Annotated in this window: 23 protein-coding genes and 1 tRNA gene; 12 read left to right on the top strand and 12 right to left on the bottom strand. The window is 61.1% G+C overall.

What is annotated here, in order from left to right; all coding sequences use genetic code 11:
- Positions 1-21 precede the first annotated feature (21 nt).
- The 4 genes from LZ016_RS13775 to LZ016_RS13790 all read right to left on the bottom strand — a co-directional run bounded on the left by LZ016_RS13775 (position 22) and on the right by LZ016_RS13790 (position 3,790).
- Positions 22-2,346 (bottom strand): arylsulfatase, encoded by a 2,325-nt coding sequence (locus LZ016_RS13775; RefSeq protein ID WP_241448029.1) that lies wholly within the window; start codon positions 2,344-2,346, stop codon positions 22-24.
- A gap of 243 nt (positions 2,347-2,589) precedes the next feature.
- Positions 2,590-2,901, bottom strand: coding sequence for a hypothetical protein (locus LZ016_RS13780; RefSeq protein WP_241448030.1), 312 nt, complete (start codon positions 2,899-2,901; stop codon positions 2,590-2,592).
- A complete protein-coding gene (locus LZ016_RS13785) occupies positions 2,901-3,557 on the bottom strand; it encodes a hypothetical protein (protein WP_241448031.1) in 657 nt (218 codons plus the stop codon). The genes LZ016_RS13780 and LZ016_RS13785 overlap by 1 nt, the downstream gene beginning before the upstream one ends.
- A 71-nt stretch (positions 3,558-3,628) precedes the next feature.
- Positions 3,629-3,790, bottom strand: a complete 162-nt coding sequence (locus LZ016_RS13790) for a hypothetical protein (RefSeq protein ID WP_241448032.1) — start codon at positions 3,788-3,790, stop codon at positions 3,629-3,631.
- A 408-nt stretch (positions 3,791-4,198) separates the two neighbouring features.
- Between LZ016_RS13790 and LZ016_RS13795 the strand changes: the two genes are divergently transcribed.
- From LZ016_RS13795 to LZ016_RS13835, 10 genes are all read left to right on the top strand, one after another.
- Positions 4,199-4,417 (top strand): helix-turn-helix domain-containing protein, encoded by a 219-nt coding sequence (locus tag LZ016_RS13795; protein ID WP_241448385.1) that lies wholly within the window; start codon positions 4,199-4,201, stop codon positions 4,415-4,417.
- Positions 4,418-4,590: 173 nt separating this feature from the next.
- A complete protein-coding gene (locus tag LZ016_RS13800; protein ID WP_366512931.1) occupies positions 4,591-4,830 on the top strand; it encodes a DUF1294 domain-containing protein in 240 nt (79 codons plus the stop codon).
- Positions 4,831-5,428: 598 nt separating this feature from the next.
- Complete coding sequence (locus LZ016_RS15765; RefSeq protein ID WP_366512943.1) at positions 5,429-5,725, top strand: histidine kinase; 297 nt, start codon at positions 5,429-5,431, stop codon at positions 5,723-5,725.
- Between the two features lie 252 nt (positions 5,726-5,977).
- On the top strand, positions 5,978-6,496 hold the full coding sequence (locus tag LZ016_RS13805) for a hypothetical protein (RefSeq protein ID WP_241448033.1): 519 nt from the start codon (positions 5,978-5,980) through the stop codon (positions 6,494-6,496).
- Positions 6,497-7,244: 748 nt separating this feature from the next.
- Positions 7,245-7,850 carry a hypothetical protein gene (locus LZ016_RS13810; RefSeq protein ID WP_241448034.1) on the top strand — a complete coding sequence of 202 codons (606 nt, stop codon included), beginning with the start codon at positions 7,245-7,247 and terminating at the stop codon, positions 7,848-7,850.
- Between the two features lie 746 nt (positions 7,851-8,596).
- The gene (locus tag LZ016_RS13815) at positions 8,597-8,908 is read left to right on the top strand and encodes a hypothetical protein (RefSeq protein WP_241448035.1); all 312 of its coding nucleotides are present in this window, start codon (positions 8,597-8,599) and stop codon (positions 8,906-8,908) included.
- 153 nt (positions 8,909-9,061) lie between these two features.
- Positions 9,062-9,958 carry a discoidin domain-containing protein gene (locus LZ016_RS13820; RefSeq protein ID WP_241448036.1) on the top strand — a complete coding sequence of 299 codons (897 nt, stop codon included), beginning with the start codon at positions 9,062-9,064 and terminating at the stop codon, positions 9,956-9,958.
- Between the two features lie 120 nt (positions 9,959-10,078).
- Positions 10,079-10,801: a hypothetical protein gene (locus LZ016_RS13825; protein WP_241448037.1), complete on the top strand. Its 723-nt coding sequence runs from the start codon at positions 10,079-10,081 to the stop codon at positions 10,799-10,801.
- A 108-nt stretch (positions 10,802-10,909) separates the two neighbouring features.
- Positions 10,910-12,106, top strand: coding sequence for a putative hexosyltransferase (locus LZ016_RS13830; protein WP_241448038.1), 1,197 nt, complete (start codon positions 10,910-10,912; stop codon positions 12,104-12,106).
- Positions 12,107-12,194: 88 nt separating this feature from the next.
- A complete protein-coding gene (locus LZ016_RS13835) occupies positions 12,195-13,115 on the top strand; it encodes a sterol desaturase family protein (protein ID WP_241448039.1) in 921 nt (306 codons plus the stop codon).
- Positions 13,116-13,155: 40 nt separating this feature from the next.
- Here the strand turns inward: LZ016_RS13835 and LZ016_RS13840 are convergent, their stop codons facing one another.
- The 8 genes from LZ016_RS13840 to LZ016_RS13875 all read right to left on the bottom strand — a co-directional run bounded on the left by LZ016_RS13840 (position 13,156) and on the right by LZ016_RS13875 (position 17,491).
- On the bottom strand, positions 13,156-14,136 hold the full coding sequence (locus LZ016_RS13840; RefSeq protein ID WP_241448040.1) for an acyltransferase family protein: 981 nt from the start codon (positions 14,134-14,136) through the stop codon (positions 13,156-13,158).
- Positions 14,137-14,316: 180 nt separating this feature from the next.
- On the bottom strand, positions 14,317-14,535 hold the full coding sequence (locus tag LZ016_RS13845) for an excalibur calcium-binding domain-containing protein (protein ID WP_241448041.1): 219 nt from the start codon (positions 14,533-14,535) through the stop codon (positions 14,317-14,319).
- Positions 14,536-14,685: 150 nt separating this feature from the next.
- Entirely contained in the window at positions 14,686-15,039 is a 354-nt protein-coding gene (locus tag LZ016_RS13850) for a hypothetical protein (RefSeq protein WP_241448042.1), read from the bottom strand.
- Between the two features lie 4 nt (positions 15,040-15,043).
- Positions 15,044-15,268, bottom strand: coding sequence for a hypothetical protein (locus LZ016_RS13855; protein ID WP_241448043.1), 225 nt, complete (start codon positions 15,266-15,268; stop codon positions 15,044-15,046).
- Positions 15,269-15,271: 3 nt separating this feature from the next.
- On the bottom strand, positions 15,272-15,460 hold the full coding sequence (locus tag LZ016_RS13860; RefSeq protein ID WP_241448044.1) for a hypothetical protein: 189 nt from the start codon (positions 15,458-15,460) through the stop codon (positions 15,272-15,274).
- Positions 15,461-15,522: 62 nt separating this feature from the next.
- Entirely contained in the window at positions 15,523-16,113 is a 591-nt protein-coding gene (locus LZ016_RS13865) for an SOS response-associated peptidase (protein WP_277622779.1), read from the bottom strand.
- 69 nt (positions 16,114-16,182) lie between these two features.
- Positions 16,183-17,076 (bottom strand): helix-turn-helix domain-containing protein, encoded by an 894-nt coding sequence (locus LZ016_RS13870; protein ID WP_241448046.1) that lies wholly within the window; start codon positions 17,074-17,076, stop codon positions 16,183-16,185.
- A 339-nt stretch (positions 17,077-17,415) separates the two neighbouring features.
- Positions 17,416-17,491 (bottom strand) — tRNA-Thr (locus tag LZ016_RS13875).
- Positions 17,492-17,656: 165 nt separating this feature from the next.
- On the opposite strand from LZ016_RS13875, the gene LZ016_RS13880 reads away from it, so the two are divergent.
- A complete protein-coding gene (locus LZ016_RS13880) occupies positions 17,657-19,042 on the top strand; it encodes a PAS domain-containing protein (protein WP_241448047.1) in 1,386 nt (461 codons plus the stop codon).
- A gap of 102 nt (positions 19,043-19,144) precedes the next feature.
- The gene (locus LZ016_RS13885; protein WP_241448048.1) at positions 19,145-23,791 is read left to right on the top strand and encodes an NAD-glutamate dehydrogenase; all 4,647 of its coding nucleotides are present in this window, start codon (positions 19,145-19,147) and stop codon (positions 23,789-23,791) included.
- Positions 23,792-23,794 lie beyond the last annotated feature (3 nt).

Here is a 23,794-nt window from a genome sequence, read left to right on the forward strand (position 1 = left end):
TCTCCAGATTCGAGACAAGTATCAGTCTCTTGCTAAAGCGGCCGCCATCTTCTGCTCCACGTCGATGTAGTGATCGCCAGCGACGTCGAAAACGACCTTCTCGATCGTCCCGCCGGAGAAGTTGAATGCCGATCCATATTCGCTGCTGACGGGGTCGCCGCTGTCGCGTCCGACCGCGAGGCCTTCGCCGGCAAGCGCGTAGTGGCCAGACTGAGTGCGGAAATCGCCTTCCGCGACGGCATTGTCGTCGACGTAGAGGGTCATTTTGCCCTGGGCCTCGGCATATTGACCGACTCCTGATTTGGCGAACTCCACTCCGACGATGTGCTTGCCGGACTTCGGCGCCGCGCAGCGCAATTGCTGTTCGGGAGGGATGCCGAGGAAGTTGTACGCGAAGACGAGTTCGCCGTCCTTCACGAACAGCGAATAGCCGCCAAATCGCGAACCCTGGGCGAAAATCACGCCCTCCGTGTCAGCCGTGAAGTCGACCTCTGCCAGCGCCTTGAAGGAGGCACCAAGCGTGCGGGCGGACGACGCCTCGGGGACTTCGGTCGTCCCCGGATAGTAGGTGTAGCGTCCGCTCTTGAGAGGCGCCGCGTGGAATTCCGCTGCATGGAATGCCACGATGCCAAGATCGATCAAAGGCAGGACATTGTTCTTCTTCGCCTCTTCGAACCAGAGGGCCTGCAATTCCCGTAGCTTCTCTGGATGCTGGGCCGCGAGGTCGTGGGCTTCGGCTCGGTCCTCTTCAGTATTGAAGAGCTGCCAGTTGTCCTTGTCGAAGTTGCCCTGGTCGGACGGAAGCGGACCGTGCTCGGTCGCGGCTTTCCAGCCTTTGTGCCAGATGCCCCGCGTACCCGTCATCTCATAATATTGCGTCTCCTTAGTCGTGGCCCCGTCGGCATCGTCGAAGCTGTACTTCATCGATACCCCGGCGAGAGGAGCCTGTTTCACGCAATCAATCTCCTGGGGCATCGGTACGCCACAGCATTCCAGGATGGTCGGGACGATGTCGGTGCAGTGGTGGTACTGGTGGCGAAGTTCGCCCTTCGCTTTGATGCCGGCAGGCCAGTGGATCACCAGTGGGTCACAAGTGCCGCCGGCGAAAGAGGCATACCGCTTGAACATCTTGTACGGCGTCGAGAAAGCGACAGCCCAACCGGTCGGATAGTGATTGTAGGTGTCGGGCGAGCCGAGCTTGTCGATCATCGCCATGTTGCTTTCCATCTCATCTGGATAGCCGTTGAAGAAACGGTTCTCGTTGACCGACCCGTTGGGGGAACCTTCTCCCGAGGCGCCATTGTCAGCGCAGTAAAGAATCACGGTGTTGTCCAGCTGCCCGGACTCTTCGAGATAGTCGATCAGCCGGCCGATCTGGACGTCGGTGTATTCGGAGAATGCAGCATAGACCTCGGCCATCCGGCTGAAGAGGCGCTTCTCATCGGCGCTCAGCGTGTGCCAAGGGCGAACGCTATCCGCGTCCGGCAGCACCCCATCGGGCAGCGGGTTAATCGGCGTAAGGTCCGTGCTCGCCGGCAGGATACCGCGCTCGATCATCCGCTTGAGAACCCACTCGCGGTAGGCTTCATAGCCGTCGTCGAACTTGCCTCTGTACTTGTCGATATACTCTTGGGGTGCGTGGTGCGGCGCGTGGTTCGCACCGGGGCAGTACCACATGTACCACGGCTTCTCCGGATCGGACTGCTTGCTGTCGCGAATGAACGTGATCGCCTTGTCGGCTATGTCCTTCGAAAAGTGATAGCCCTCTTCTGGCAGGTACGGCTGGTCGACGAAGTGATTGTCCTCGATCAGCTCAGGATACCATTGGTTGGTCTCGCCCCCGATGAATCCATAAAAGCGGTCGTAGCCAAGCCCCAAGGGCCAAGCCTTCTTGCTCGCGCCAATGCTGAATGCGTCGACGGGAACATTGTGGTTCTTGCCGATCCAGAAGGTGCTGTAGCCGGCGTTGCGCAGAACGTGAGCAATAGTTCCGTTCTCAAGTGGGATATGGCCGTTGTAGCCCGGGAAGCCCGTCGCAGCTTCGGAGATCGACCCAAAGCCGTTGGCATGGTGATTGCGGCCAGTAAGGAAACAGGAACGCGTCGGAGAACAAACTGCCGTTGTGTGCCATTGAGTATAGGTCAGGCCATTCTTCGCCAGTCGATCAAGGGTCGGCATCTCTATCCGCCCACCGTAAGTGGACCACGCCGCCTGACCCGTATCGTCATAGAGAATGACCAACACGTTGGGCGCGCCTTCCGGCGCCTTCTCGGCAAGAAAAGCGTCCCAATCCGCCCGTGAATCGCGAATATCGAGCTCGATCTTACCTTTGAAGGGACGCGGCATGATGACCTCCTGGCAGCAGGACTAAGGTCAATAATTCCGGTCAATTTCCGGGCTATCAGGGCAAACCCGCAAAGTCCGGCTCTAATGGCAGCTTTGGGTCGAAAGCTGCCATTAGGAAAAAGGGAAGGCTGGCGGAGTAAGCGCCGAACCTTCCCTTCCGTGCTAGGCCCAATGCTCGGGGGGCGTCAGCAGCCTAGCGAACATGAAAACAGTCAAGATTAATCAAGTCGGGGTGCCAGCCCGTTAGGCGCTTGGTCCCTCCTGTCCGAGTTCCCATAGAGCCGCGCGAATTTCGGCCTTCACGGAATCGGTGCCGCCGACGTAGCGGAGCCATGCGAAGGCCCTGCGGTCCGACGAGGCCGCCGCTGCCAGCCAAACCGCCCGCTTCGCGAAGGATCCGGCGTTGGCGTAGAGCGTTTCCAGCGGAGCGATTGCCGGATGGTTGATAAGGTCGATTATTAGCTCCGCGTCCTCGCGGTTGATGCGGCTGGCAATCTCGCGATCACTGCCGTTGTCCGTCCACTGCGCGGGGCCGGTTGCAAGCTGCGTCGCCATTACGCCCTCCCTGTGGTGAGGAGGCGCCGGGCATCCAGGCGGATCTTGTCGAGCGTGGGTGCGTCCTCGCTGTGGAAGCCCTCAAGCAACGTTGCCAGCAACTCCAGCTTGTAGAGAAGCGCTTCGTTGTCGGGCGCCGGCGTGTCGATCACTGCGCGGAAAGCATCGGCGCGACGATCTACAAGGCTGTCGAACAGCGCTTCTTGACGATCGTACTCGGCGAACGCCGCGTCGTGGCGGGCTGAGTATGCTTCGAAGTCGTCAACAACGCGGTTCGCGTCCGCGTCCAACTTGGCAAGCTCTGCGTCGGTGAGGGTTCGCCCACGTCCGCGCTCTACACTAAGGCTCCAGAGGGCTGCTTCGAAATTCCGCTTCCGGCTCCAGCCATGCCCCATCTGGTAGCGGCGGAAGAAGACGTCTTCGCGCGGGCACCGAGCGTCCGCGATGTCGTGAAGCTTCTCCAGTGCCGCGCTTGCCCGCTCAACCTTAGCAGCCACCGCTTTGTAGTTGGCGACCGCCGTGCTCCATGCCCCTCGGTCATAGACGGAGAACGCATGCGACGCGCTCAGTGGAACCGAGACGGCAACCGGAGCAAGTGCTAGACCGGCAAGGGCCTTGCGACGGGTGAACGTGTTCTTATTTTCGGTCGTAGCCATGGAAGCCTTCCTTCCTTTGGTTAGGCCCCGGCGTGCACTAGTCCTGCCAGCCGGGGCCGTTGGTGATTGGGTTAGTCCTCAGCGCCTTCCAGTTCGGCGCAGAGGCGATCGAGCTCCGTCACGTCGGCGGGTGTTGCGGTGCCGTCCACTTCGCGCTCCACAAGCTCCCAAAGGCGCTCATTGAGGGCGTGAGGCATAACCGCCACCGGCTGAAGAATGGGGAAGGCGGCCATTACGCGGCCACCTTCGCAATGAAGCTGCTCTCCAGAGCGTGGGGCGTGAAGTCCTTCTCCAGATCGACGGCAGGGCGACCGAACGCGGCGCGGACGGTGTTCTCCGCCTTCAGCAGTTCGACGGCCCTTTCCGGCTGTCCGTCCTGCTCATATTTCCAGAGGCTAAACGCCAGCCCGAGGGGGCGGCCCCTTGTAGGTCTTGCCCATCAGACGCGTGGTCGCGATATGCTTAGTAGCCATGCCAAGCTTATCCTTGGTTTGGTCAGGCTCAGGGTCGGGTTGCAGCCCGCCCTGGGCCGTCACCTCATGTGAGGCAACAACGCATAATCTATGCGCTTAGATGCCTTGCGTCAAGGTCTAAAAGCAATTATTTATGCGGTTATGGAAGTGACGCCAGCACAATCACGGATGGGGCGAGCCGCACTAGGTTGGTCACAGCGGCAGCTCGCTGAGGCCGCTAAGACCCGGCAGGAGACTGTGAGCGGGTTTGAGGCCGGCAATGACTCGCGACGATCGACGGTCGCAAAGATGCGGGGAGCCTTGGAGGCTGCTGGCGTGGTCTTCCTCAGTTCCGGCGAAGCTTCGCTGGCGGGGGGCGAAGGGGTGAGGCTTAAGGGCTCAGCCTAATGCTGGCGGCTAGTGGCAGCTTTCGACCCATTCCTGCCGCAAGCGGTAGTGGGAGGCTTCGACCCATTGCGGACATACGGCAGCCGCTCCGCTTGAACGATTGAGTAAGCACGGCAGGCTATCAACGCCCAACGTCGAGCCTACCACTTCTTGCCATTCCGGCGCTTCTGCTCGTGAACTCCTGGACAATCCCGCGCTTCTGGCAGGACAAGCAGCGTGCTCAAGCTGGCGAACGACGCATTCCGGAAAGCGACCTACTCCGGCTCGCGCTGATAGGCGGTTCGCCGGGGGCGCTGCTGGCACGCAGGCTCTTCCGACATAAGACGCGCAAGGAGCCGTTCTCTACGCAGCTCTTCGTGATTATTGCATTGCAGGTTGGTGTCGCGATCGGCCTCGGGATAGCATTCGCTTAGCCGTTTCACGTCGGCTTTCGGCCCATTGCTGCCGCTTACGCACTAGCGATGGAGGGCGTTCAAGGTCGGAATGAGAGAGGTAAGTCGCACGGTTGGTCGAAAGGTACGGACGGCAACCGTGATCGCTTCACCCGTCGACCGAGCCTTATGCCTTCCAACATGGCTTTAGTTTGGACCTCCGTCTCGCTCACTCGCAGTTGCTTCGCGATCTCTCGGACTGGCATTCCGCTCCAGGCCAATCGCCGAAGTTTCTCAAAGGCGATGGTCGTCCATCGCATGCGACGATGAAGCTTCATTCTGCGCTCCTGCGATGAGGCGGGAGCACGGTTGTCTCTCAGCCGCCGGCGCCCCAAGAAAGTGGCCGGTGATGCGCTTGTGAACTGCTGGTCGCCGGTCCTGTTCCGACGGGCTGGTTGTTCCAACTCTCCAACCATTTCCGGCCGCTACGTTCCGACGGCAGCTTTCGACCCAAAGCAGACATTACATTCAACGCTTTCGACCGATGATCTTACTAGGCTGATTTAGCAATTTCGCTTAAACCATTGAGTCGAATCACAAAAAGTTACCTTTTAACGGGAGGCGTCTCGTGGGCCAGAGTATGCCGCCCAAAGCGGACGAAGACTCGATACGAGCGAGCGAACGTCAACGGATCTCGCGGGACCTGCACAATTCCACGTCGCAACTCCTAACAGCTCTACAGCTCCAAATTGGACACCTTCGAGGGCTAGAGCGAGAGGATGCCCAACCTCTCGTCGAGGAGATGGCTCAGACAATTGAAGAAATTCGGCTGAGCATCCGACAGATTGAAACGTCCCACGGGTTTGAGGGCTGCGACGAAGCTCGGCTCGTAATTGCGAGCCGTTTTTACAGGCTGAATACTACGCTCAGCGGCTAGGCGTGCCAGCCCGCTTTCTAGCCATTCCTGCCATCAGCGCAGGCAGCTTTCGACCCAAAGCTGCCACTAGCACGTGATGTTCTCGTACGTGATGCCAGGCGCGGAACCATCGTATAGCGCGAACAGGACTTACGGTGACAGCCAGCGGAGCTCTGCCTTTGGGAAGTTGGCGGACTCGGACCTCCTTTGAAATCACGGAACGGCCGCGAGTGACCATCCGTTAGTAAGCCGGCGGGGTTCAGGAGTAAAATTATGGACCACGTGATCTCAGCCGTGTTCGACAATCGTGAAAAAGCGCGACGCGCCGTTATGGAACTGCGAAGTGCAGGCATTCCTGAGGACGCAATTTCCCTCGTCGGTCGTCCCGATGACGTAGAAACGGACGCTGATAATGATGGAGCCGGCAAGGGTTCCGTCGCTGGCGCCGTCGCGGGCGGTGGTGTTGCGGGCGCGCTCTTAGGTATTGCGGCGCTTGCTATTCCAGGCGTGGGGCCCTTGGCGGCCGCGGGAGCTATCGCGGCATCGGCGGTCCCTACGGCGGCCGGAATTGGCGCTGCCGCTGGAGCAACTACCGGCGCAATTGCCAGGATGCTGAGCGACCACGACGTCGATCGCAACGACGCAGAATACTACGAGGAGCACATTAACCGAGGTGGCACCTTTGTATCGGTCGATACTCGCCGGGCTGAAGGTTCCGCCGAGCAGGCGTTGATAATCCTCGAACGGTGTGGAGGGCACAGCGCGTCTCGTCCCAGAACGATGACCGCCTAAAGGTGAGGTGCGCTCCTGCGTCGTATGCTCGACGCGGGAGCGCACCGCGCCCTCGATCCTTGAGAAAGCCGCGACAGTCGGTGAGCTAGCCGACCCCTAACCCGTCGCGGGCCTGATGGTACTCGCATGATGCGAATGCTTGGCGAGGCTGAACTGGCGAAGCGGGGCGCACTGAAGGTGGCAACAGATGGGCGGCCTGCGCGTCCATGACCTTCCTAAACCATCAGGGCTTGGCATTGGGCGCGGAGCGAGCCAGGAGAGGCTTGGCGGGCATCCAACGGCCTTCCGGTGTCCGCTCGATCGGGATGCCACAACCGTCACATAGTGCATCGAACCCTGGATCCCTCGGGATGATCGAGGCGAGCAGGGGTCGATGCATTCCGAATAGGCACCGGAGGCTCATCCCGTCAAATCTTGCATGCTGTTCGAACGCCGCCAATCGATTGGCGGCGGGCTCATTGATTTTCGTTCTGAGCGTTACCCCGCGGATACAGTTCGCGACGCTGCAGAGCGCCAAAAGTCTGCGTTGAGGCTAATGACAGCTTTCGACCCAGAGCAGACTGCTCCCCGGACCGTTCAATTTCCCTAACTGCCAGGATAATGAGGCTATCCGCTAATCCCCTCTGCCGTCTATTCGGCAACGCACTTGAGCCGACGCGGCGGGGTAGAGTTGCCTGGAAAGTGGTGGGACGGCGAGGTGACTGCAACAGATCCGGCGAAGAGAGTACTCCAGCGCGCACAGCCTGTCGTGGATCAGTTTTACGGCGCGGTGATCGCTTGTGGGCGGACACCGCCGTTCAAACCTCAGGTCCGGGTGTCGGCCGGCCCAAGCGTTCCCCACTACGATCATGAGCAAGCTGCGGTCGTGCTGTGCCCCTGGGAGTTTCTCTCCCCCGCGCAAAAAGCCGGGATGGAGGCCTCGGCGAAGGCCGGCACGTTGGGTCTTTCTCCTACCGACCAATACGGCGAGATCTTCAATGAGCTGCTGGTGCCGCACGAGCTTGCCCATTGGTTACAGATGGTGGCGTTCAAACCGATCGATCGCTGGACTGCCGAATACGAAGCCAACAGGATCATGGTCGCGTACTGGCGTGAGCACCCAGCCCCTGCGCCCGCCGCCTCCAGCGAGGACCGCTTCATCAATTTTAGTGCGCACGGACCGGGGTTGACCAGCCCGGTGCCAGCCGAGTTTGAAGATCGTCCCGAGACCTACTTCAACGTAAACAGCGATGCACTGGAACAGAATCCGCGTGGCTATGCCTGGTACCAAAAAATGATGGTACGCCGTGCGTGTGCCGAGAGGCCGCGGCCCACATTTTCCTCGCTTGTAGAGAGCATCTGGCCGAGCGCATGATGGCGACTGATTTGCCGTGCGCAGAGTGCGAATCAGGGCGTATCGAATGTCTGCTTTCGACCCAAACCTGCCATTAGCGTCTTAGCAGTCGACAGCCCGCGCCCGAGGGAGGGGGTGCCCAAAAGTCCGGACCCTCTAAGGTGGAGAGCGGGCACGATCCTCCGTCATAACGCTAATCCAGTTTTTTTCTGTCCTGGGTCCCCAACCACAGTTTGCGGACCAGTACGCGCGCGGGCGCACGCGCGAGGCGCGATAGAAAAATATGCAGTTAGCGTTTTCGTCGCGGTCTAGGGCCGCTCTCCGCTTTCAACGCCCGCAAGGTTTCAGGCGCCCCCCTCCACCATCGCCCGCTCGGTGATAATACACCGTAGAAAACACCGGCTAGATCAGCGGCCTGATCGCGGCTTTCCGCTCCCCACACTGCCGACACTTCAAGCGCCGCCGCAATGAGTCCAGAGGGCTAAGCCCGCAGCTCTGGACCGCCTCTACGCCTGTCATCGATCGACCAGCCCCACAGGCCTTGCAGTCGATCCTCAGACCCGCCCCAAAGCGGACCAGATCCCCTGTCGTCCTGATGTGCTTCGTGGACACGGAAACGGCCCGTAGCGCCGCAAGAACAGGACGGGAACAGATTCTTGAAAATGACGGGTCCGGAACACACATACTGAGTGACGAAACCACGTGTTTCGCAGGATGCCGCAGGGATCGAACCCTGTGGCTTTTTTTGTGTCTGCGAGGGGGTGCAGATGAGGGAAGCCACGAGCGCTTCAGAGGCAACGGTAAAGGCCCTGCTGGCGCAGGGGAACAAGCCGCTTGGCCACGTCCGGCTGCGCTCCCAGGACTACGTGCAAGCCGCCCTGTTCGAGCTGGCGGATACGATTAGCTGGAGCCTTGGCGTCCCTGTCGTGGCCGTCACTGCGATCATGGACACGATGCCGGCGGACTTCCTGCCGCTGCTGGATGACTTTGAGGGGTGGTGGACCATTGCTGAGGCTGTCGCTGAACAGCTTGGCCATTCGGACCACAGCTATCCGGTCCTGTTGGATAGGCGTCACTGAAGGAGCAAATTGAATGACGCAGCAGACGATCAGCCTGATTGCAGCACCGAAGGCGGGCGCCGGAGCACACAGTATCGTTGCGGGCTCAGGGGATACCCTGAATAGCCGCGTCTCGGATCTCACTCTCGCCCGTCAGTCCGGGGAGGTGGCCTGATGGCGGCACACCGCTACTGGAAACTCACGATAAGCGCGGTCAACGGTGATGCTAACGGCTACTGTGCAATCGCTGCGCTATTGGCTGCGGAAAGCAAAGGCGGGCCTGATTGCCTTCAGGGCATAACGGTTACTGTTTCATCGACCGCATTCAGTTCGCCTGGAACGAACGTAAACGACGGCTCGCGAAGCACGTTTTGGCATTCCAACTCAACGCCAACCCCGCACACAGTCGTGTTCGACTTCGGCGCCACGGCTGGAAACTGGAAAGATCTTCTCGAGCTTCGGATCGTCAATCGAAACACTCAGAACGCGACGGCTCCGAAGAACTTTACCTGGGCATGGAGTGATGACGACTCCAGCTACACACCCGTCATCACCCAGACTAATCAGACGACCTGGAGCCCGCCCCTCGCCAATGTCTACTGGGCGACGGGATGCCCGGAGGGCACCGGCTATCTATTTCACCGAATGACCATCACGCAGTCGGCAACGGCGGGAAGCCAACTGTCCGCGACTGAAATGGAGTTGCGCGAAACGGCCGGCGGCGCCGACTATACGAGCAGCACGGCAATGACCATCTTCGCGACTGCGGGAAATGTGAGCGCCGCCAACCTGTTCGACAACAACACGGGCACTGCTTGGACTGCAAGCGCCGTCGCTCCTCAAGCCATCACAATAGAACTGCCTCAGGCGAAAGCGTGCGCTCAGATGACCTTGCGCGCCGCGGGTACAGTCGGACAGACACCGAGCGATTTTACCATTGATGGCAGCAAGGACCGCTCCAGCTGGACGAATGAGATCACGGTCACTGGGCAGACAGGCTGGAGCTCGGGCGAGACGAAGACATTCGGGGCGGCCATTACGAGCTCTCGGCGCCGCATGATTTTTTCCTAGTCGCGAATCTTACGCGGCATATCTGATGATGAAGCGTGATCAAGAAGAAAGCCGCAAGGAGTAGTGCTTCTCGTTGGCTAGAACTTGCGGCATTATCCTTGCAACGCAGGGGGATGCACCATGGACAGCGTACCCGATGATCGAACAGATGAACTGGGAGTGCGAAAGTTCGTCATACCGATAGTCGCGGTATTAGTGTTCGGGTTGACGGTCGTCGTGGGTTTGTTCCTGACGCGGCCTGCCACGGCGCCCTCGCGCGATTTGCCGTCTGTTGCGGTTGCTGAGGTCGACGAATCTCAAAAGGGTGAGACGGTCCAGATTCCCTCGCTCGGCCTCAGCGTCTTCCGACCAGCGGACTGGGTTACAGTTACTGCCGACCAAAACAGCCGAAACATTCGCAGCGTGCAAATGGACGATCCCGAATTTCAGGAGATGGCGGCTCGCTATGCCAATGCTCCCGTATTCGCCATCGCCAAATATCCGGAGCCGTACGCGGACCTGAATCCGAGCTTTAAGATAAATGTTCGACCGTTGGGCGGGCTTGCCAGGCTTGCGCCCGAGGACATTCTCACAGCTGCTCTTCCGACGTTCAGCAGGGCCTTCAGAGACGCACAAATCTTGGAAGGCCCGCGATCAGCTCAGGTTTCGGGACGTAAGGCGGCCTATGCCAAGCTGGCCTACACTCTAAGAGCCAACGATTTGGCCGTACCAACCATTTCAGAGATTTGGGTTGTTCCCAAAGGCTCAATCTTCTTTCTGATCGGCGCTGGGACTCGCGCTGACGAGAAGAACGGTACGAGGGCCGAGATTCGGCAAATTATGGATAGGCTGCGAATAGAGTAGAAATGTCCCGATCCAACATGCTCGGTCTCTGCAAAGGGGACGTAGCCGTCCACTAGTCGCTGTTACTGTTGCGTGTTACTGACTTTCAGACACACGAAGGGTGGGCCGGTGGAGCAAAAACTTGCGGGACGACCGACCGTCAGGTCTCCTGCTATCATCGTAATCGCTGCAACTATAGCTGTCGCATATTCGATCCCCCTCGGCTTCCAGCATCTCGATCTGCACAAGTTCTTGCTTCCTTGGTATCGGCACATTGAGCAGACGGGACAGATCGCTGCGTTCGCAGCACCATTCGGTAATTACACTCCGCCATATCTTTACCTCCTGAGTTTAGCGACGTTGATTCCTGTCGATCCGCTTTATGCGATCAAAGGAATTTCCGTATTCGGCGCCCTCCTCCTTTCGGCCTCCGTCTACTACTTGCTCTCAGGGATACCCCGGCGAGACGAAGCGGCGATTTCCGTTTTGCTGCTACCAACGGTCGTCTTCAACGCCGCTGTCCTTGGGCAGGCAGATGCCTTTTGGACCGCCAGCGCCGTGATGTCTGTGGCTGCGGCTTTAAGGGGCCGGCTGTTGGCAATGGTTGCATGGGCTGGGCTATCGTTCGCGCTGAAGGCCCAAGCAGCATTTCTCGCGCCCTTTGTTATCGCCGTCCTCGTATCTCGCAGAGCGCCGCTCAGATATTGGCTGGTCCCGACCCTGGTGTATGCAATGGCCATGTTCCCAGCATGGCTCGCTGGTTGGCCAGCTCAAGATCTGGCCACTGTCTATGTGCGGCAGATGGCATGGCAACCGGATAGCGGAGCGCGCTTTGTGAGCAACGCGGCGAACTGGTGGACAGTCGCTTGGTGGCTCGACGTTGTCCCACCGCTTTGGGTTGGCGGGGTTCTCGGTGTTGGGGGGGTGACCGCTTACGTCTATGCGTTTCGTCGGATTGAGCGCCGCCAAATGCTGGCGGCCGCCGCTTTCAGTGCGGCTCTGCTGCCTTGGTTGCTGCCCCTAATGCATGAGCGCTTTCACATCCTGGCGGATGTGCTGGCGTTCGCCCTCGCGTGGGCCTTGCGAACGAGACTAGCAGTTGCGGCTGCGGTGGCGATGCAAACTGGATCGGCCTTGGCCGTGGTTGGATATACCGCGTATTATTCGATCGGCATGGCCACTGTTGGCTGTGCATTCGTGATTTTGGCGCTGGCTGCCCTCGCGCGGTTGAGTGAGCTCCAACCGGGCCCAAATGGCGCTCACGAAACTGAGCTTGCAGGGCGGAGGTGCGCGGACAGCAGTCTGGCGAAGGCCGGTGTCTCGTAATGGCTTAAAGCAACGGACGGGAGTGTTGGCCGGGTTGTTAAACTCGTGATATTGACCACTCTGCTCTTGGCGAGGGGCGGCCCGCATAATGAATTATCTGATTAACCTAGGCCTCGGCGCCAGCTTGGCTCTGTTCTTACTGAGCCTCTGCGTCGCGATCGAGTACGTGTCCCCGCGAGGCCGCTACACGTTGCGCCAGCGTATTCCGGGTACTCTCATGCAGGTGGTCGGGAGTACGCTACTAATCTCGCTCATCATCCCGCTCCATATGCTTTGGGACGGACTTGGGATTGGCCCCGTCGTAACGGTACCGCTTTGGTCGTGGCTCTCGCCCTTGGGCGTGGCCGGCTACGCGTTGCAAGTTCTGGTAGCCCTCGCGCTGCTAGACTTCCTGCGTTACTGGCGACACCGGGCGGAGCATGAGTGGTTTTGGCCCATTCATGCCGTCCACCACGCGCCGCGAGAACTCCATGCAGCTAATTCTATAGGCCACCCCCTCCAAGCCATTCCCGAGTTCTTTTTCGTTGCAGTGCCTCTGAGTTTTGTCGCGTTCGACGGACCCGGGACGCCAATCGCCGTCAATCTCGTCTCCAGCCTGCTCACGGTCTATATTCATACTGCGTCGGACTTCCATTTTGGGCCCCTACGTGCGGCCGTCGTGGACAATCGCTTCCACCGCATCCACCATTCGGTGGAGGCGCATCACATCGACAAGAATTACGGCATCTGCTTCAGTTTGTGGGATCGTATTTTTGGAACTGCCTATTGGCCAAGACCAAATGAGTGGCCAGAGGTTGGAATCGAAGATGCGCCGCCAGCGACCGTGCGAGACTTTCTTCTTTACCCACTGCCGCACAAGCGTCCGGATCTGATCGATGACTATGCGTTGTCGATACCTTCTACTCGCGAGGCTCGGGAGCCCTCTCTAGCAGTGCTAAGCTCTTCCTTAATCGGCGAAAGCGACCACGCCGCTACTGGCAGCGATGGGCCGACAACTGCCATTAGTTGATAGCCGCACGGGCAGCTATGGCGGGTCACCGACCGGGGACTCACCGACCGGGGACTATCAGTCGGTTATCATCCTCTCGGCCTAGCGCCTTAACCTTGCGGCTCCACGCCTCGACTGTCTGCCACGAGAGCTCGGCAAGCGCTGCTGAGGCTGCGAACGTTAGCGCGAACGTGGGCAAAAGCGTCATGTGTTCGCGAAGCGCCTCCGCAACGGGGGCGTGCCAGAGATAGACCGCGTACGATCGTTTCCCCAGCCACACTAGAATCGGGTGACGGAGGAACGGAAGGCTCGCAGCTGAGCCTATGAGAACGGCACTTGAAACTTCGGCAACGGGGATGACCAGGAACGCGTAGGGGAACCACGCCACCAGAACGAGGGCGGCTAGCACCCCAAGCGACACGATGCCCGCCCAGCGACCAAAGCGAAGCCCGCTAAGGTATAGCGCGGCTCCGAGGATCAACCCGGTCGCGTGCGTGTCAAAGCGAACATAGGACTGAATAAAGTCGGTGGCGTAGGTGGTCCGCCACAGCGTGCCCATAACGTAGGCACAGGCAAGCCACACTAGCGGAGTCTTGGCCCGTAGCATGAACGGAAGCGCTAGGGGCCAGAGGAGATAAAACTGCTCCTCGATCGCTAGTGACCATGTGTGCCCGAGATAGTGCGGCACCCGCCAGAAGGCGATTGCGTAGTCACTGAGATACAGAGCCGTAATCAGCGCATCCCTGCCATGCGGATAGTTTGGCCAGACGAGCGGCGCGATTGCCAAGTAGGCCGCCAACATAAGTAACAGGGGCGGCATGAGCCGCAGGAAGCGCCGCCAATAAAAGCGCCGAAAGTTGAGGCATCCTGCGTCCCGCCAGTCGCTAGCCAAGATCCCCGTTATCAGGAACGCTGAAAGGACAAAGAATAGGTCAACTCCGACGAACCCGCCGGAGAACGGGCCGCCAAGTTCGCTGTGCATTAGGACAACCGCTGTGACAGCAATTGCCCGCAATCCGTTCAGCTCTGGGCGATAGCCCAACGCGACCCCCCCTATCACCGAGCGCCAGCAAGCTAACGCAGATCAAGCGCGAGGGCTATTGTTCCAATTGTCGTGGCGGGACGGCCTCTCATATCGGTCGGCGACGTGCCAAGTGTTCGCTGTGTAGCGCGGGAAGCGGGGCTGACTGTCCTGTCGCCCCCGGCCCCTAGGAACTGAGCGTTAGCGATTGCCTGGCAGCGGCTCGCAGGCGCGGCCGTCGCCATCGGCATCCAAGTCATCGCTCCATCGCGGATGGCCGCGGAAGATTGGCGTAGGCCCTGCCGCTCGTGCCGCCGCGCAGTTGCGAAAGGGGGCAGTGCCCGGAGTTATCGTGCCGCCCCTTATGAAGTGCACGGCCGCCAAGCCGAGGAGCACGGCCAGAATGCCGAACCCCTTCATCTGGCGATAACTGCGGTAGGGATTCCGGTATCGGCGCCGAGGCGGCCAAGAACTCCGCTTGCTCACAAGTTCTCCTGTAGAAGGGGGTCGTCCTTCACCCCGGCAAAAGGCCGAACGCGTACAGGATCAAGTACAGCCATAAGAGCGCTCTCAAGGCAGGAACTCACGCCTGAATGCTTCGGCATCATCCTCGCGTTCGAAACCGATCACCGTGGCACGCGCCTTCGTGTCGAACAGCACGAAGGAACACGCGTTCTTGCATATCCAGGCAGCTATGCGGTGCTCGCCTTGCTTCTCGTTGAAGCCGGCAATCAGACGCCGGTTGGCGCAGCACTCGCGGTAAATGCCTTCCAGGCGTTCATGGCCGGTGCCCGTAACTTTGAAGTCGATCGTTTCGATGCAGTCGGGATAGTCTAGGCCGTGATCTTCACAATCCCAGCGTCCAGGGCCGCACTCAACGACCTTGATGCGCGTCTTTGGTTTGGCTGGTCCCCAACGCGGCATTTGCTTAGTTCAGATCTTTGCCAATCTCAGCGATGGCGTGGTCGCATATCCGCTTCACCGCATGCGCGAGTTCGATCGCGTATCCTGCCCCGTCGGTGACGCTCACGGCTCCAATGACCGTTCCAACGACCCGACAGAGATAGACCTCCGCGCTTTCACCGCGCTCCGCTGCATCGAACGCGAATTTGTCGGCTAGATCGGCTGCGTCCTGGGCCTCTCGATCGATCATGATCTACCGTTCCATCTCGACCTCATCGTAGTCGATGGTGCCGAGCCACTGAGACATCACTTCAGCTACCTTTCCAGTTGGCCCGAGGTTCTGGCACCAAACGTCTCGCCCCTCCGGGGAACAAGCCCAGACGCAACCATCCTCGTCCGGGCCTTCAATCTGAAACAAAGCTTCCTGCAAAGGTTCGTCCATGATCGGCTCTCCTCTCTCCGATGCTGGGACTCGGAAGCCGCAGCGCGGTTCCCGTCACGGTACTAGCCGACGATCATCACGCCTTCATCTGCATAGGGCACCGCGAGCTCGCACACGTTTTCGCGATCGTTCTCCAGCCACCGGTTGAAGCTGTGCGGGTCGAGCATAACGGGCATAGCCTTGGGGTGGATAGCGCCCACGGTCTTGTTCGCCTCGCAGGTGAGGAACGACATGAACGGCCCGCCTTCACCCGGCCTCCAAATCCCAGCGAACGCGAAGACTGGCTGATCCGCGTGACCAAACCACACCTTAGACTTCCGCTTGGTCACCGGGTCCGGTTCGGCGGTCCACTCGCAAAACGTCGTGACGGGCACGAGGCAGCGACGCTCGGAATCTGTCAGTGCGGAGCGCCAAAAAGGGCTGCTTAGGTTCCGCACGTTGGTGACGGGGCGTCCGCCCGCCGATTGGGGACCGGGAAAGCCCCAGGTCATCATCTCCAGCTTGAGGCCGCTGCCGTTGCGGCGAAGCACGGGCGCTTTGTAGTTAGGGTAGATCTCGTTGAACGGTGGCAGATTGTCGCGGTCGCCTTCGAAGCCGCCGAACACGCGGCGCATTTCGTCGACCGTCGCAGTCATGCGATACAGATTACACATTCTGCCAACGTGGCAGGGCGGTGAAACGTCGGCAAGCGAGCCTTCCCGAGTGTCCTTTGGGTTTTGGCGTTAGGCGGCTGCTTCGTCGTCGTCATTGGCCGGAGATGTCTCGTCCGGCGCGCTCCACCTGCAGAATTCCTCAGCAGGGACTTGGATCACCGCAAGGTGAGACAGGTTTACATGCTCCTCCTCGTACCAGCCCGACGATGAAACCATCACGAATGCGTTTGCCTCCACCCTGAACCAGTGGATGTCGAGGCCAAAGAGTTCGCCAATCACGCGCTCACATGCGTAGTATTCGTCGCTCGTCTCCTTGCCGTCCAAGCCGAAAAGGCGGACGCGCTCCGTGTCCGAGATTGCCTGCTCCTCTCCGATCAGCTCAAAGTGATCAGCGATCGCTTGCGAGAGAATGGGGCCGTGCTCCTTCTCATATTCCCAGCGGTTCACAGCGCGATAAACCTCGGGGTGCGCGTAGTAGTCAGTGACTTCGTCGTCGTCGCTCTTGAGCCAAAGCCTTCGCATCGCTGCAGGATTCGCGAAGACGTTCCAGTTGTTGAGCGTGTCGAAAGAGAACCAGGATCGATCGTCCTTGGCTATCTCAACCACTTCGCGCCTCCTGACTTGGCGGAGGACGCCATTCCGCATTCCGAGACTGATGGGATAGGAAAAGATGGTTCCTGCGATCTCGAACCCGAAGTTGCCGTAGGGCGTGATGCTCGCTGTTTCGCCTCCGCCAGCGGCGTAAGGAGAATGCCTCCACTCCTCGACCTCTATCTCATGACCGAGGACATCTGCGACGCCGCACTCGAACAAAACGGCGATGTCCCGTACCAGGCGCGGCGGAAGCTCATGCCAGTTTCGCTCGAACTGTGAGAGTTCGGTTTTGGCAATTCCGAGCTTGGCCGCCAACGTCGCCTGATCGAGGCCGTATTTCTTACGCAGCTTACGAATGCCGTTCGCCATTTAGGATCTCCAGAGCGGCCACCAACCTGGGTCCATCGCCAGCATCGCGAGTATCCACAGGAGCGCTGCGGCGTATCCGAGCCACTCCCTCCAAGTGATCTTTCGCAGCGATGTGAGAATGCGCTTCAGCCGGGGCGCGGTCATGCGTCCCCGCCTACTGTCTCTGGGCACCAATGATCTTCGGCGTTGTGAGCGGTTTTTCCGCTGATTGTTGGGTGCGCACGGAACTGGCGGGAAGCTGCGAAATAGCTCCCGCTGATTACGTGGCGATTACGTGAGCCCAATTCTGCCCGTTTCACGAGCAGACCTGGAAGGCAGAAAAATGGCGGTTTTTCAGGCTGGTGCCGCTTACAGGACTCGAACCTGTGACCCCCTCATTACGAATGAGGTGCTCTACCAACTGAGCTAAAGCGGCTTGCTTGTCGGAAGCGGCGCACGCCCTAACAGCGCCTCCCCGACCGGGCAAGGCCTATCCGTCACCGACAGGCAAGCTTGTCACCTGAACAGATAGGGTTAACGGTTTCTTCAGGCTTCACCCGCATTTTCCGGCCGACAACAAGGGGGAATGGGGTCCGAAGTAATGGACAGTTACCGCGAGCATCCTGACGATTTCGAGCCGGTCCTGGCGTCGGACACCCCGGCGTCCGACGTTGCGTCCGAGATCGGCACCGACGAGCGCCGGATGCACGTGCGCGCGTACAATTATTGGGTCTCGCTCCTCGATGGGCGCGACTACCCCTCGATCGAAGACCTTGAGCCGGGCGAGGTCCAGGATTTCGCCGCTCACAGCGTTCTTCTCGACTTCACCGCGGGCCGCGACAATCCGGCGACGCCCTACATCGGCAGCGCCATTCGCGAGGAGTGCGGGCTCGACGAGAGCATCAAGACCATTTCGCAGGTGCCCCCCCGCTCGCTCCTCTCGCGCCTGACCGACCATTATCTCCAGATCATCGCCAACCGCGCGCCGATCGGCTTCGAAGCCGAGTTCGACAATCAGCGCGGCCAGACGATCTGCTACCGCGGCATCCTCATGCCGTTTTCGTCCGACGGCGATACGATCGATTTCATCTACGGCGTCATCAATTGGAAACAAGTAGAGGGCGCTGCCTCCACTCACGACCAGCTTCCCCAGGCTGACGTGGAGGCGGCGCCCCAGTTCGTCGACGCCGAGGGTGAAGACGAATTGGTTCTCGATGAGGCGCATTTTGCCGAGCTGCCTCAGGCAGAAGCCGTGGAAGCTGCCGCCGAGGAAGCTACCGCAGACGAAGAGGTTCTAGAGCTCGAAGAAACGGTCGCCGCGCCTGTCCACTTCTCGTGGGAGGATGGCCCGCTTCACGATCCGGATTCGGACGAGCCGCTCCCCGAGATCACCCTCGACCAGGATGCCGGTCTTGCTGACCGTCTTTGGGCCGCGCGCGAGACTGCGGACGCGGTTAAGTCCGCCGATTCGCGTACTCGCGCCGCGCTCTATCGCGCCTTGTCGCAGGCGTACGACTTCGCCCTCGCGTCAGAGCGCGAGCCGGAAGATTATGCCGAGTTGCTCGAGGAATCGGGCGTCAAGGCTCAGGCACGCGCCCCGATGACGGCGGTCGTGAAGCTCGTGTTCGGGATCGACTACGACAAGTCTCGCCTGACCGAATTCGCCGCCGCGCTGTCCTTCGCGCGCCGGAAGGACATCGAGCAAGGCGAGTTCCTGAAATTCATCGAAGGCCAGGCCGGCGGCCTGAAGGCGCTCGTCGCTGCGGAGCGCCAGGCCAAGCGTCCGGAGCCAAAGCCCGATGCACGCGCCGAAGCCGCCAAGGCCAAGCTGCGGGAGGCGAAACCGCTATCGCTCGAAACGGTCAGCGCCGACGCCGAGTTCGCGCTCGTCCTCGCGCGTCGCCGCCCCGATGGCGGAGTCGAGCCGGTTGCTCTCGTCGACGACGAGGCGATGGTCGAGCGCGCCGTCCGCCGCGCCGGCATCTAGTAAGAACGTCAACAACAATTCCGGGGCAGCCGGGGTTGTCCGGCTCCGAAGCAGAGGTCTATAGGCCGCGGGCATCGCACGTCTGCGGAGCCAATCGATTACATGACCGCCCATACGCGCCTCGCGAGGCCCCTCGTTTCGTCCATTCGTAAGGCGCTGACTCAAAACGCGCTTCCTGAGGAAACCGAGGGTCTGACGGCGGCCGCCGAAAAGGACGCCGCGGAGTTCCTCGCCGTCGTGGGAGCGCAGCGGAAGCGCGGCGAGGCGCCCATCCTAATCGAATCGACAGGCGGCGAAGCCGGGCGCAGGCGCATGCGGATCGGCATCGTGAACGACGACATGCCGTTCCTGGTCGACTCCGTCGCCAATGCGATCGCGCGGCGGCAGCTCACGATCCATCGCCTGCTCCACCCGGTTGTTTGCGTCGATCGCGACACGAACGGGAAGCTCCTGAGCGTGGAGCCGCTGTGCGGCGACAAGGATCGCCGTGAGTCGCTCATGTATATCGAGCTGGAGCGTACGCATGCCCGCGGCCGCAAGGAACTCGTCGACGAGATCAAAGCCGTGCTCGCCGACGTGCGCTATGCCGTTCGCGATTGGCCGAAGCTGCAGGCCAAGATGCGCCAAGACGCCGCGGCGGTTGAAGATCCCGAGGGACGCGCCCTGCTCGAATGGTTCGCCGACGGCGCGATGACGCTGCTCGGCTACGAAGTCGAGCGCGCGACTGGCCAGCCGTCCGACACGCTTGGCATCTTCAGCATTCCTGGCGCCCCGACAGACGAGGGCGGCGCTCTCGGAGCGATGCGCTATTTCGAGGCCGGCGGCGAAGTGCCGCTGATGGCCAAGGCGGAACGCAAGTCCAGCGTGCATCGCCGCGTACCACTCGATCTTGTCGTCGTGCCCATCCGCGAGAACGGAAAGGTCACGGGCATCGGCGTCCATGGCGGCCTCTGGACCAGCCAAGCGCTGGGCTGGCCGGTGGAAGAGGTGCCGCTTCTGCGCAAGCGGCTTGAGCAGCTCGACAAGGAATTGGGCTTCGACCCAAAGGGCCACAGCGGCAAGGCGCTGCGTCACGCAGTTTCGTCTTTGCCGCGCGACCTACTCGTCAACGTCAGCTGGGAGTCGATGCGCGACCTGGTGATGATGGCTATGTCGCTGGCGGATCGTCCGCGCCCGGCCCTGCTACTTGTTCGCAGCATTCTGAAGGGTCAGCTGTTCACCTTCGTCTGGCTCCCGCGCGACGAGCACAATACCCAGCGCCGGGAAGCGATCGGAGCGATGCTCGAAGAGGTCGTCGGACGGAACATCACCAGCTGGTCGGTGGAGACGGGCGAGGGCGACCTGGCCCTCATCCGCTACACGCAATACATCGACAATGACGCGCCGACTCCGGATTCCAAGGCGCTCGACGATCGTCTCAACCAGATGGTTCGCGGCTGGGCTCCGGCCGTCGAGGAAACGCTGATCGAGCGCGTCGGTGCGCCTCGTGCGACGCGCCTTACCATTGGTTACGCAGGCGAGTTCTCGGACAGCTACCGCACCCGCACGAAGGCCGAGGAAGGCGCCGAGGACATTCTGCGCCTGTCCTCGCTGGAAGGACCCGACGACCGCGGCGTCCGCCTGTTCCGACGTCCGACCGACGTCCCGGGCGAGCTTCGTATCAAGACCTATCGCCGTGGCGGTCTCATCCCGCTGTCCGACGCCGTCCCGGTCCTCGAAAACTTCGGCTTCCGGGTTCTCGAGGAGATGCCGTCGCAGGTCGGGCCCGGCGGCTCGATCGGCTACATCCACGATTTCCGGCTCGAGCTTCCCGGCGCTGACATCGACGCCATCATGGCGCGCGCTCCGCAGATCGAATCCGCGATTTCCAGCGTGTTCAGCCGCGAAGCGGAGAACGACGAGTTCAACCAGCTCGTGCTCTTCGCAGGCCTCGACACGAAACCGGTCGTCTGGCTTCGCTCCTGGTTCCGCTACCTGCGTCAGACCGGAAGCTCGTTCGGCCTCGTCACGGTGGTCGACGCGCTGCGTCGCGCACCGAAGGCGACCAAGGCGCTCGTTGGTCTGTTCACCGCTCGTCACGATCCGTCGATCCGGCGCGGCCGCGAGGAGAAGATCGAGCAGTTTCGCAAGCAGTTCGACGATGCGATCGCGGCGGTGCGCTCGATCGACGACGACCGCATTCTCCGCCGGCTACGCGCGCTGATCGAGGCCACGCTCCGGACCAATGCATTCTCGCAAAAGCCGGACGAGGCGCTGGCCTTCAAGATCAACTCGTCGTTGGTCCCCGGCCTTCCGCGGCCAGTGCCGTGGCGCGAGATCTGGGTCTACAGCCCGCGCGTCGAAGGCGTGCACCTCCGCGGTGGACCCATCGCGCGTGGCGGCCTCCGCTGGTCCGATCGCCGTGACGATTTCCGCACCGAGATCCTGGGGCTGATGAAGGCTCAGGTCGTGAAGAACGCGGTCATCGTTCCGACCGGAGCGAAAGGCGGCTTCTATCCGAAGCAGCTTCCCCCGGCGTCCAACCGGGATGCCTGGTTCGCGGAAGGAACCGAGAGCTACCGCATCTTCATCCGTTCGCTGCTGTCGATCACCGACAACATCGTCGAGGACAAGGTCGTGCACCCGGCTGGTGTGGTCGTCCATGACGGCGAGGATCCGTACTTCGTCGTCGCAGCCGACAAGGGCACCGCGACCTTCTCCGACGTGGCCAATGCGCTCGCGCTGGAGCGGAACTTCTGGCTCGGCGACGCCTTCGCCAGCGGCGGCTCGCACGGCTACGACCACAAGGCGATGGGCATCACCGCCAAGGGTGCCTGGATCTCCGTGCAGCGGCACTTCCTCGAACTGGGCATCGACGTTCAGTCGGACCCGATCACCGTTGCAGGTGTCGGCGACATGTCGGGCGACGTGTTCGGAAACGGCATGCTTCTGTCCAAGGCGATCAAGCTGGTCGCAGCCTTCGACCACCGGCACATCTTCATCGACCCGACGCCAGATCCTGCATCGAGCTGGGTCGAGCGCGAACGCATGTTCAACCTGCCGCGCTCCAGCTGGGACGATTACGACCGCAGCCTGCTGTCAAAGGGCGGCGGCATCTATCCCCGTACACAGAAGTCGATCGAACTGAGCGCGCAGGCGCGCCAGGCACTCGGCATCACGGAAAAGAGCGTCGATCCGGCGACGCTCATGAATGCCATCCTGAAGGCGCCGGTGGACCTCCTCTGGTTCGGCGGCATCGGCACCTATGTGAAGGCCTCCACGCAATCGAACGCGGACGTTGGCGATCCCGCGAACGACGCCATCCGCGTCGACGGCTTGGAGGTGAATGCTCGCGCGATCGGCGAGGGCGCGAACCTCGGCATCACGCAGGCCGGCCGTATCGAGTTCGCGGAGAAGGGCGGGCGTATCAACACCGACTTCATCGACAACAGCGCCGGTGTCGATTGCTCGGACAAGGAAGTGAACATCAAGATCCCGCTCAACCGCGAGATGCGCGAGGGAAGGCTGGCTTTTGAGAAGCGCAATGCGCTGCTCGCCAAGATGACGGACGAGGTCGCGGACATCGTCCTGGAGGACAACCGGCTGCAGACGCTCGCCCTGTCGATCGCGGAAAGCGGAGGCGCCCGTGCACTTCCAGGCTACGTCCGTACGATCGAACTGCTCGAAGCGTCCGGCCGACTGGACCGCAAGGTAGAGGGGCTGATGTCCAGCGACGAGCTTCTGCGCCGCGGCCAGGAAAATCGCGGACTGACGCGGCCGGAGCTCGCGGTCGTCCTTTCCATGTCCAAGTTGGCGCTGCAGGAAGCTGCCGAGGACCTGAAGCTCGCCGACGACAGCGTCGTTCAGCAGGAGCTTCCGGAGGCATTCCCGAAGCCGATGCGCAAGCCGCATGCGGAAGCCATTCGAGCCCACCGCCTGCGCAATGAGATCCTCGCCACGCGAGTCGCCAACCGCCTCGTCAATCGCCTCGGCCCGAGCACGGCTCTCGACCTGACGGAAGAAGAGGGAGCCTCTCTCGCCCAGGTCATTGCGGCCTTTCTGGTGGCGGAAAGACTTCTCGACCTGCCAAAGCTGTGGATGGAGATCGAGGAAACGCCGCTCCCGGAAGTCGCGCGCATCGAGCTCTTCTCGATCGCTGCGAGCAGCGTTCGCAATCACCTGTCCGATCTTCTGCGGTGCGCCGGTGCGGGGACGAGCGTGAGCGAGATGTGCAAGCTTCTTGAACCGGGCGTACGCAAGATTTCCGCGGCGACGGCGAAGCTCATCCGTTCGGAAGTCCGCAACGAAGCCGAGGCCCGGCGCGAGCGCCTTTTGACGATGGGCGCGACCGACGACATCGTGCGCGGTCTGGTCCGCCTGTTCGAGCTCGACGGCATCTTCGGCCTTGCCGCTCTCGCCGCGACGAAGAAGCTCGACGAGCTGGCGCTTGCCCGCGCCTACACCAAGCTCGGTGAGGCGCTCGGCATCGATTGGGCGCAGCAGCAGCTGGCCCGGTTCGTGCCTGCGGACCAATGGGAGCGGTTGCTGACCGCCGGCCTGGCGCGCGACTTCGAGCAGCTTCGCATCGACTTCCTGTCGCGCATCCGCGGCAAGGATCCGGACGCCGCTGCCGAGGAGTGGATCACGTCGCAGGGTCCGCGCCTTGCGCAGTTCCGCAACCTCATCGCGAGGGCTCGCACGGAAGGCTCGGTCAGCGCATCCATGCTGGCCCAGATCGCGTCCCAGGCGCGTATCCTGCTCGCCCGCTAGTCC

It is taken from the genome of Sphingomonas telluris (genome assembly GCF_022568775.1).
GTDB lineage: Bacteria > Pseudomonadota > Alphaproteobacteria > Sphingomonadales > Sphingomonadaceae > Sphingomicrobium > Sphingomicrobium telluris.

Bases quoted from the DNA above. Each gene is read 5' to 3' on its own strand.
- LZ016_RS13775 (WP_241448029.1), bottom strand. From the start codon at position 2,346: ATGCCGCGTCCCTTCAAAGGTAAGATCGAGCTCGATATTCGCGATTCA.
- LZ016_RS13780 (WP_241448030.1), bottom strand. From the start codon at position 2,901: ATGGCGACGCAGCTTGCAACCGGCCCCGCGCAGTGGACGGACAACGGC.
- LZ016_RS13785 (WP_241448031.1), bottom strand. From the start codon at position 3,557: ATGGCTACGACCGAAAATAAGAACACGTTCACCCGTCGCAAGGCCCTT.
- LZ016_RS13790 (WP_241448032.1), bottom strand. From the start codon at position 3,790: ATGGCCGCCTTCCCCATTCTTCAGCCGGTGGCGGTTATGCCTCACGCC.
- LZ016_RS13795 (WP_241448385.1), top strand. From the start codon at position 4,199: ATGGGGCGAGCCGCACTAGGTTGGTCACAGCGGCAGCTCGCTGAGGCC.
- LZ016_RS15765 (WP_366512943.1), top strand. From the start codon at position 5,429: ATGCCGCCCAAAGCGGACGAAGACTCGATACGAGCGAGCGAACGTCAA.
- LZ016_RS13805 (WP_241448033.1), top strand. From the start codon at position 5,978: ATGGACCACGTGATCTCAGCCGTGTTCGACAATCGTGAAAAAGCGCGA.
- LZ016_RS13815 (WP_241448035.1), top strand. From the start codon at position 8,597: ATGAGGGAAGCCACGAGCGCTTCAGAGGCAACGGTAAAGGCCCTGCTG.
- LZ016_RS13820 (WP_241448036.1), top strand. From the start codon at position 9,062: ATGGCGGCACACCGCTACTGGAAACTCACGATAAGCGCGGTCAACGGT.
- LZ016_RS13825 (WP_241448037.1), top strand. From the start codon at position 10,079: ATGGACAGCGTACCCGATGATCGAACAGATGAACTGGGAGTGCGAAAG.
- LZ016_RS13835 (WP_241448039.1), top strand. From the start codon at position 12,195: ATGAATTATCTGATTAACCTAGGCCTCGGCGCCAGCTTGGCTCTGTTC.
- LZ016_RS13845 (WP_241448041.1), bottom strand. From the start codon at position 14,535: ATGAAGGGGTTCGGCATTCTGGCCGTGCTCCTCGGCTTGGCGGCCGTG.
- LZ016_RS13850 (WP_241448042.1), bottom strand. From the start codon at position 15,039: ATGCCGCGTTGGGGACCAGCCAAACCAAAGACGCGCATCAAGGTCGTT.
- LZ016_RS13855 (WP_241448043.1), bottom strand. From the start codon at position 15,268: ATGATCGATCGAGAGGCCCAGGACGCAGCCGATCTAGCCGACAAATTC.
- LZ016_RS13860 (WP_241448044.1), bottom strand. From the start codon at position 15,460: ATGGACGAACCTTTGCAGGAAGCTTTGTTTCAGATTGAAGGCCCGGAC.
- LZ016_RS13865 (WP_277622779.1), bottom strand. From the start codon at position 16,113: ATGTGTAATCTGTATCGCATGACTGCGACGGTCGACGAAATGCGCCGC.
- LZ016_RS13870 (WP_241448046.1), bottom strand. From the start codon at position 17,076: ATGGCGAACGGCATTCGTAAGCTGCGTAAGAAATACGGCCTCGATCAG.
- LZ016_RS13880 (WP_241448047.1), top strand. From the start codon at position 17,657: ATGGACAGTTACCGCGAGCATCCTGACGATTTCGAGCCGGTCCTGGCG.
- LZ016_RS13885 (WP_241448048.1), top strand. From the start codon at position 19,145: ATGACCGCCCATACGCGCCTCGCGAGGCCCCTCGTTTCGTCCATTCGT.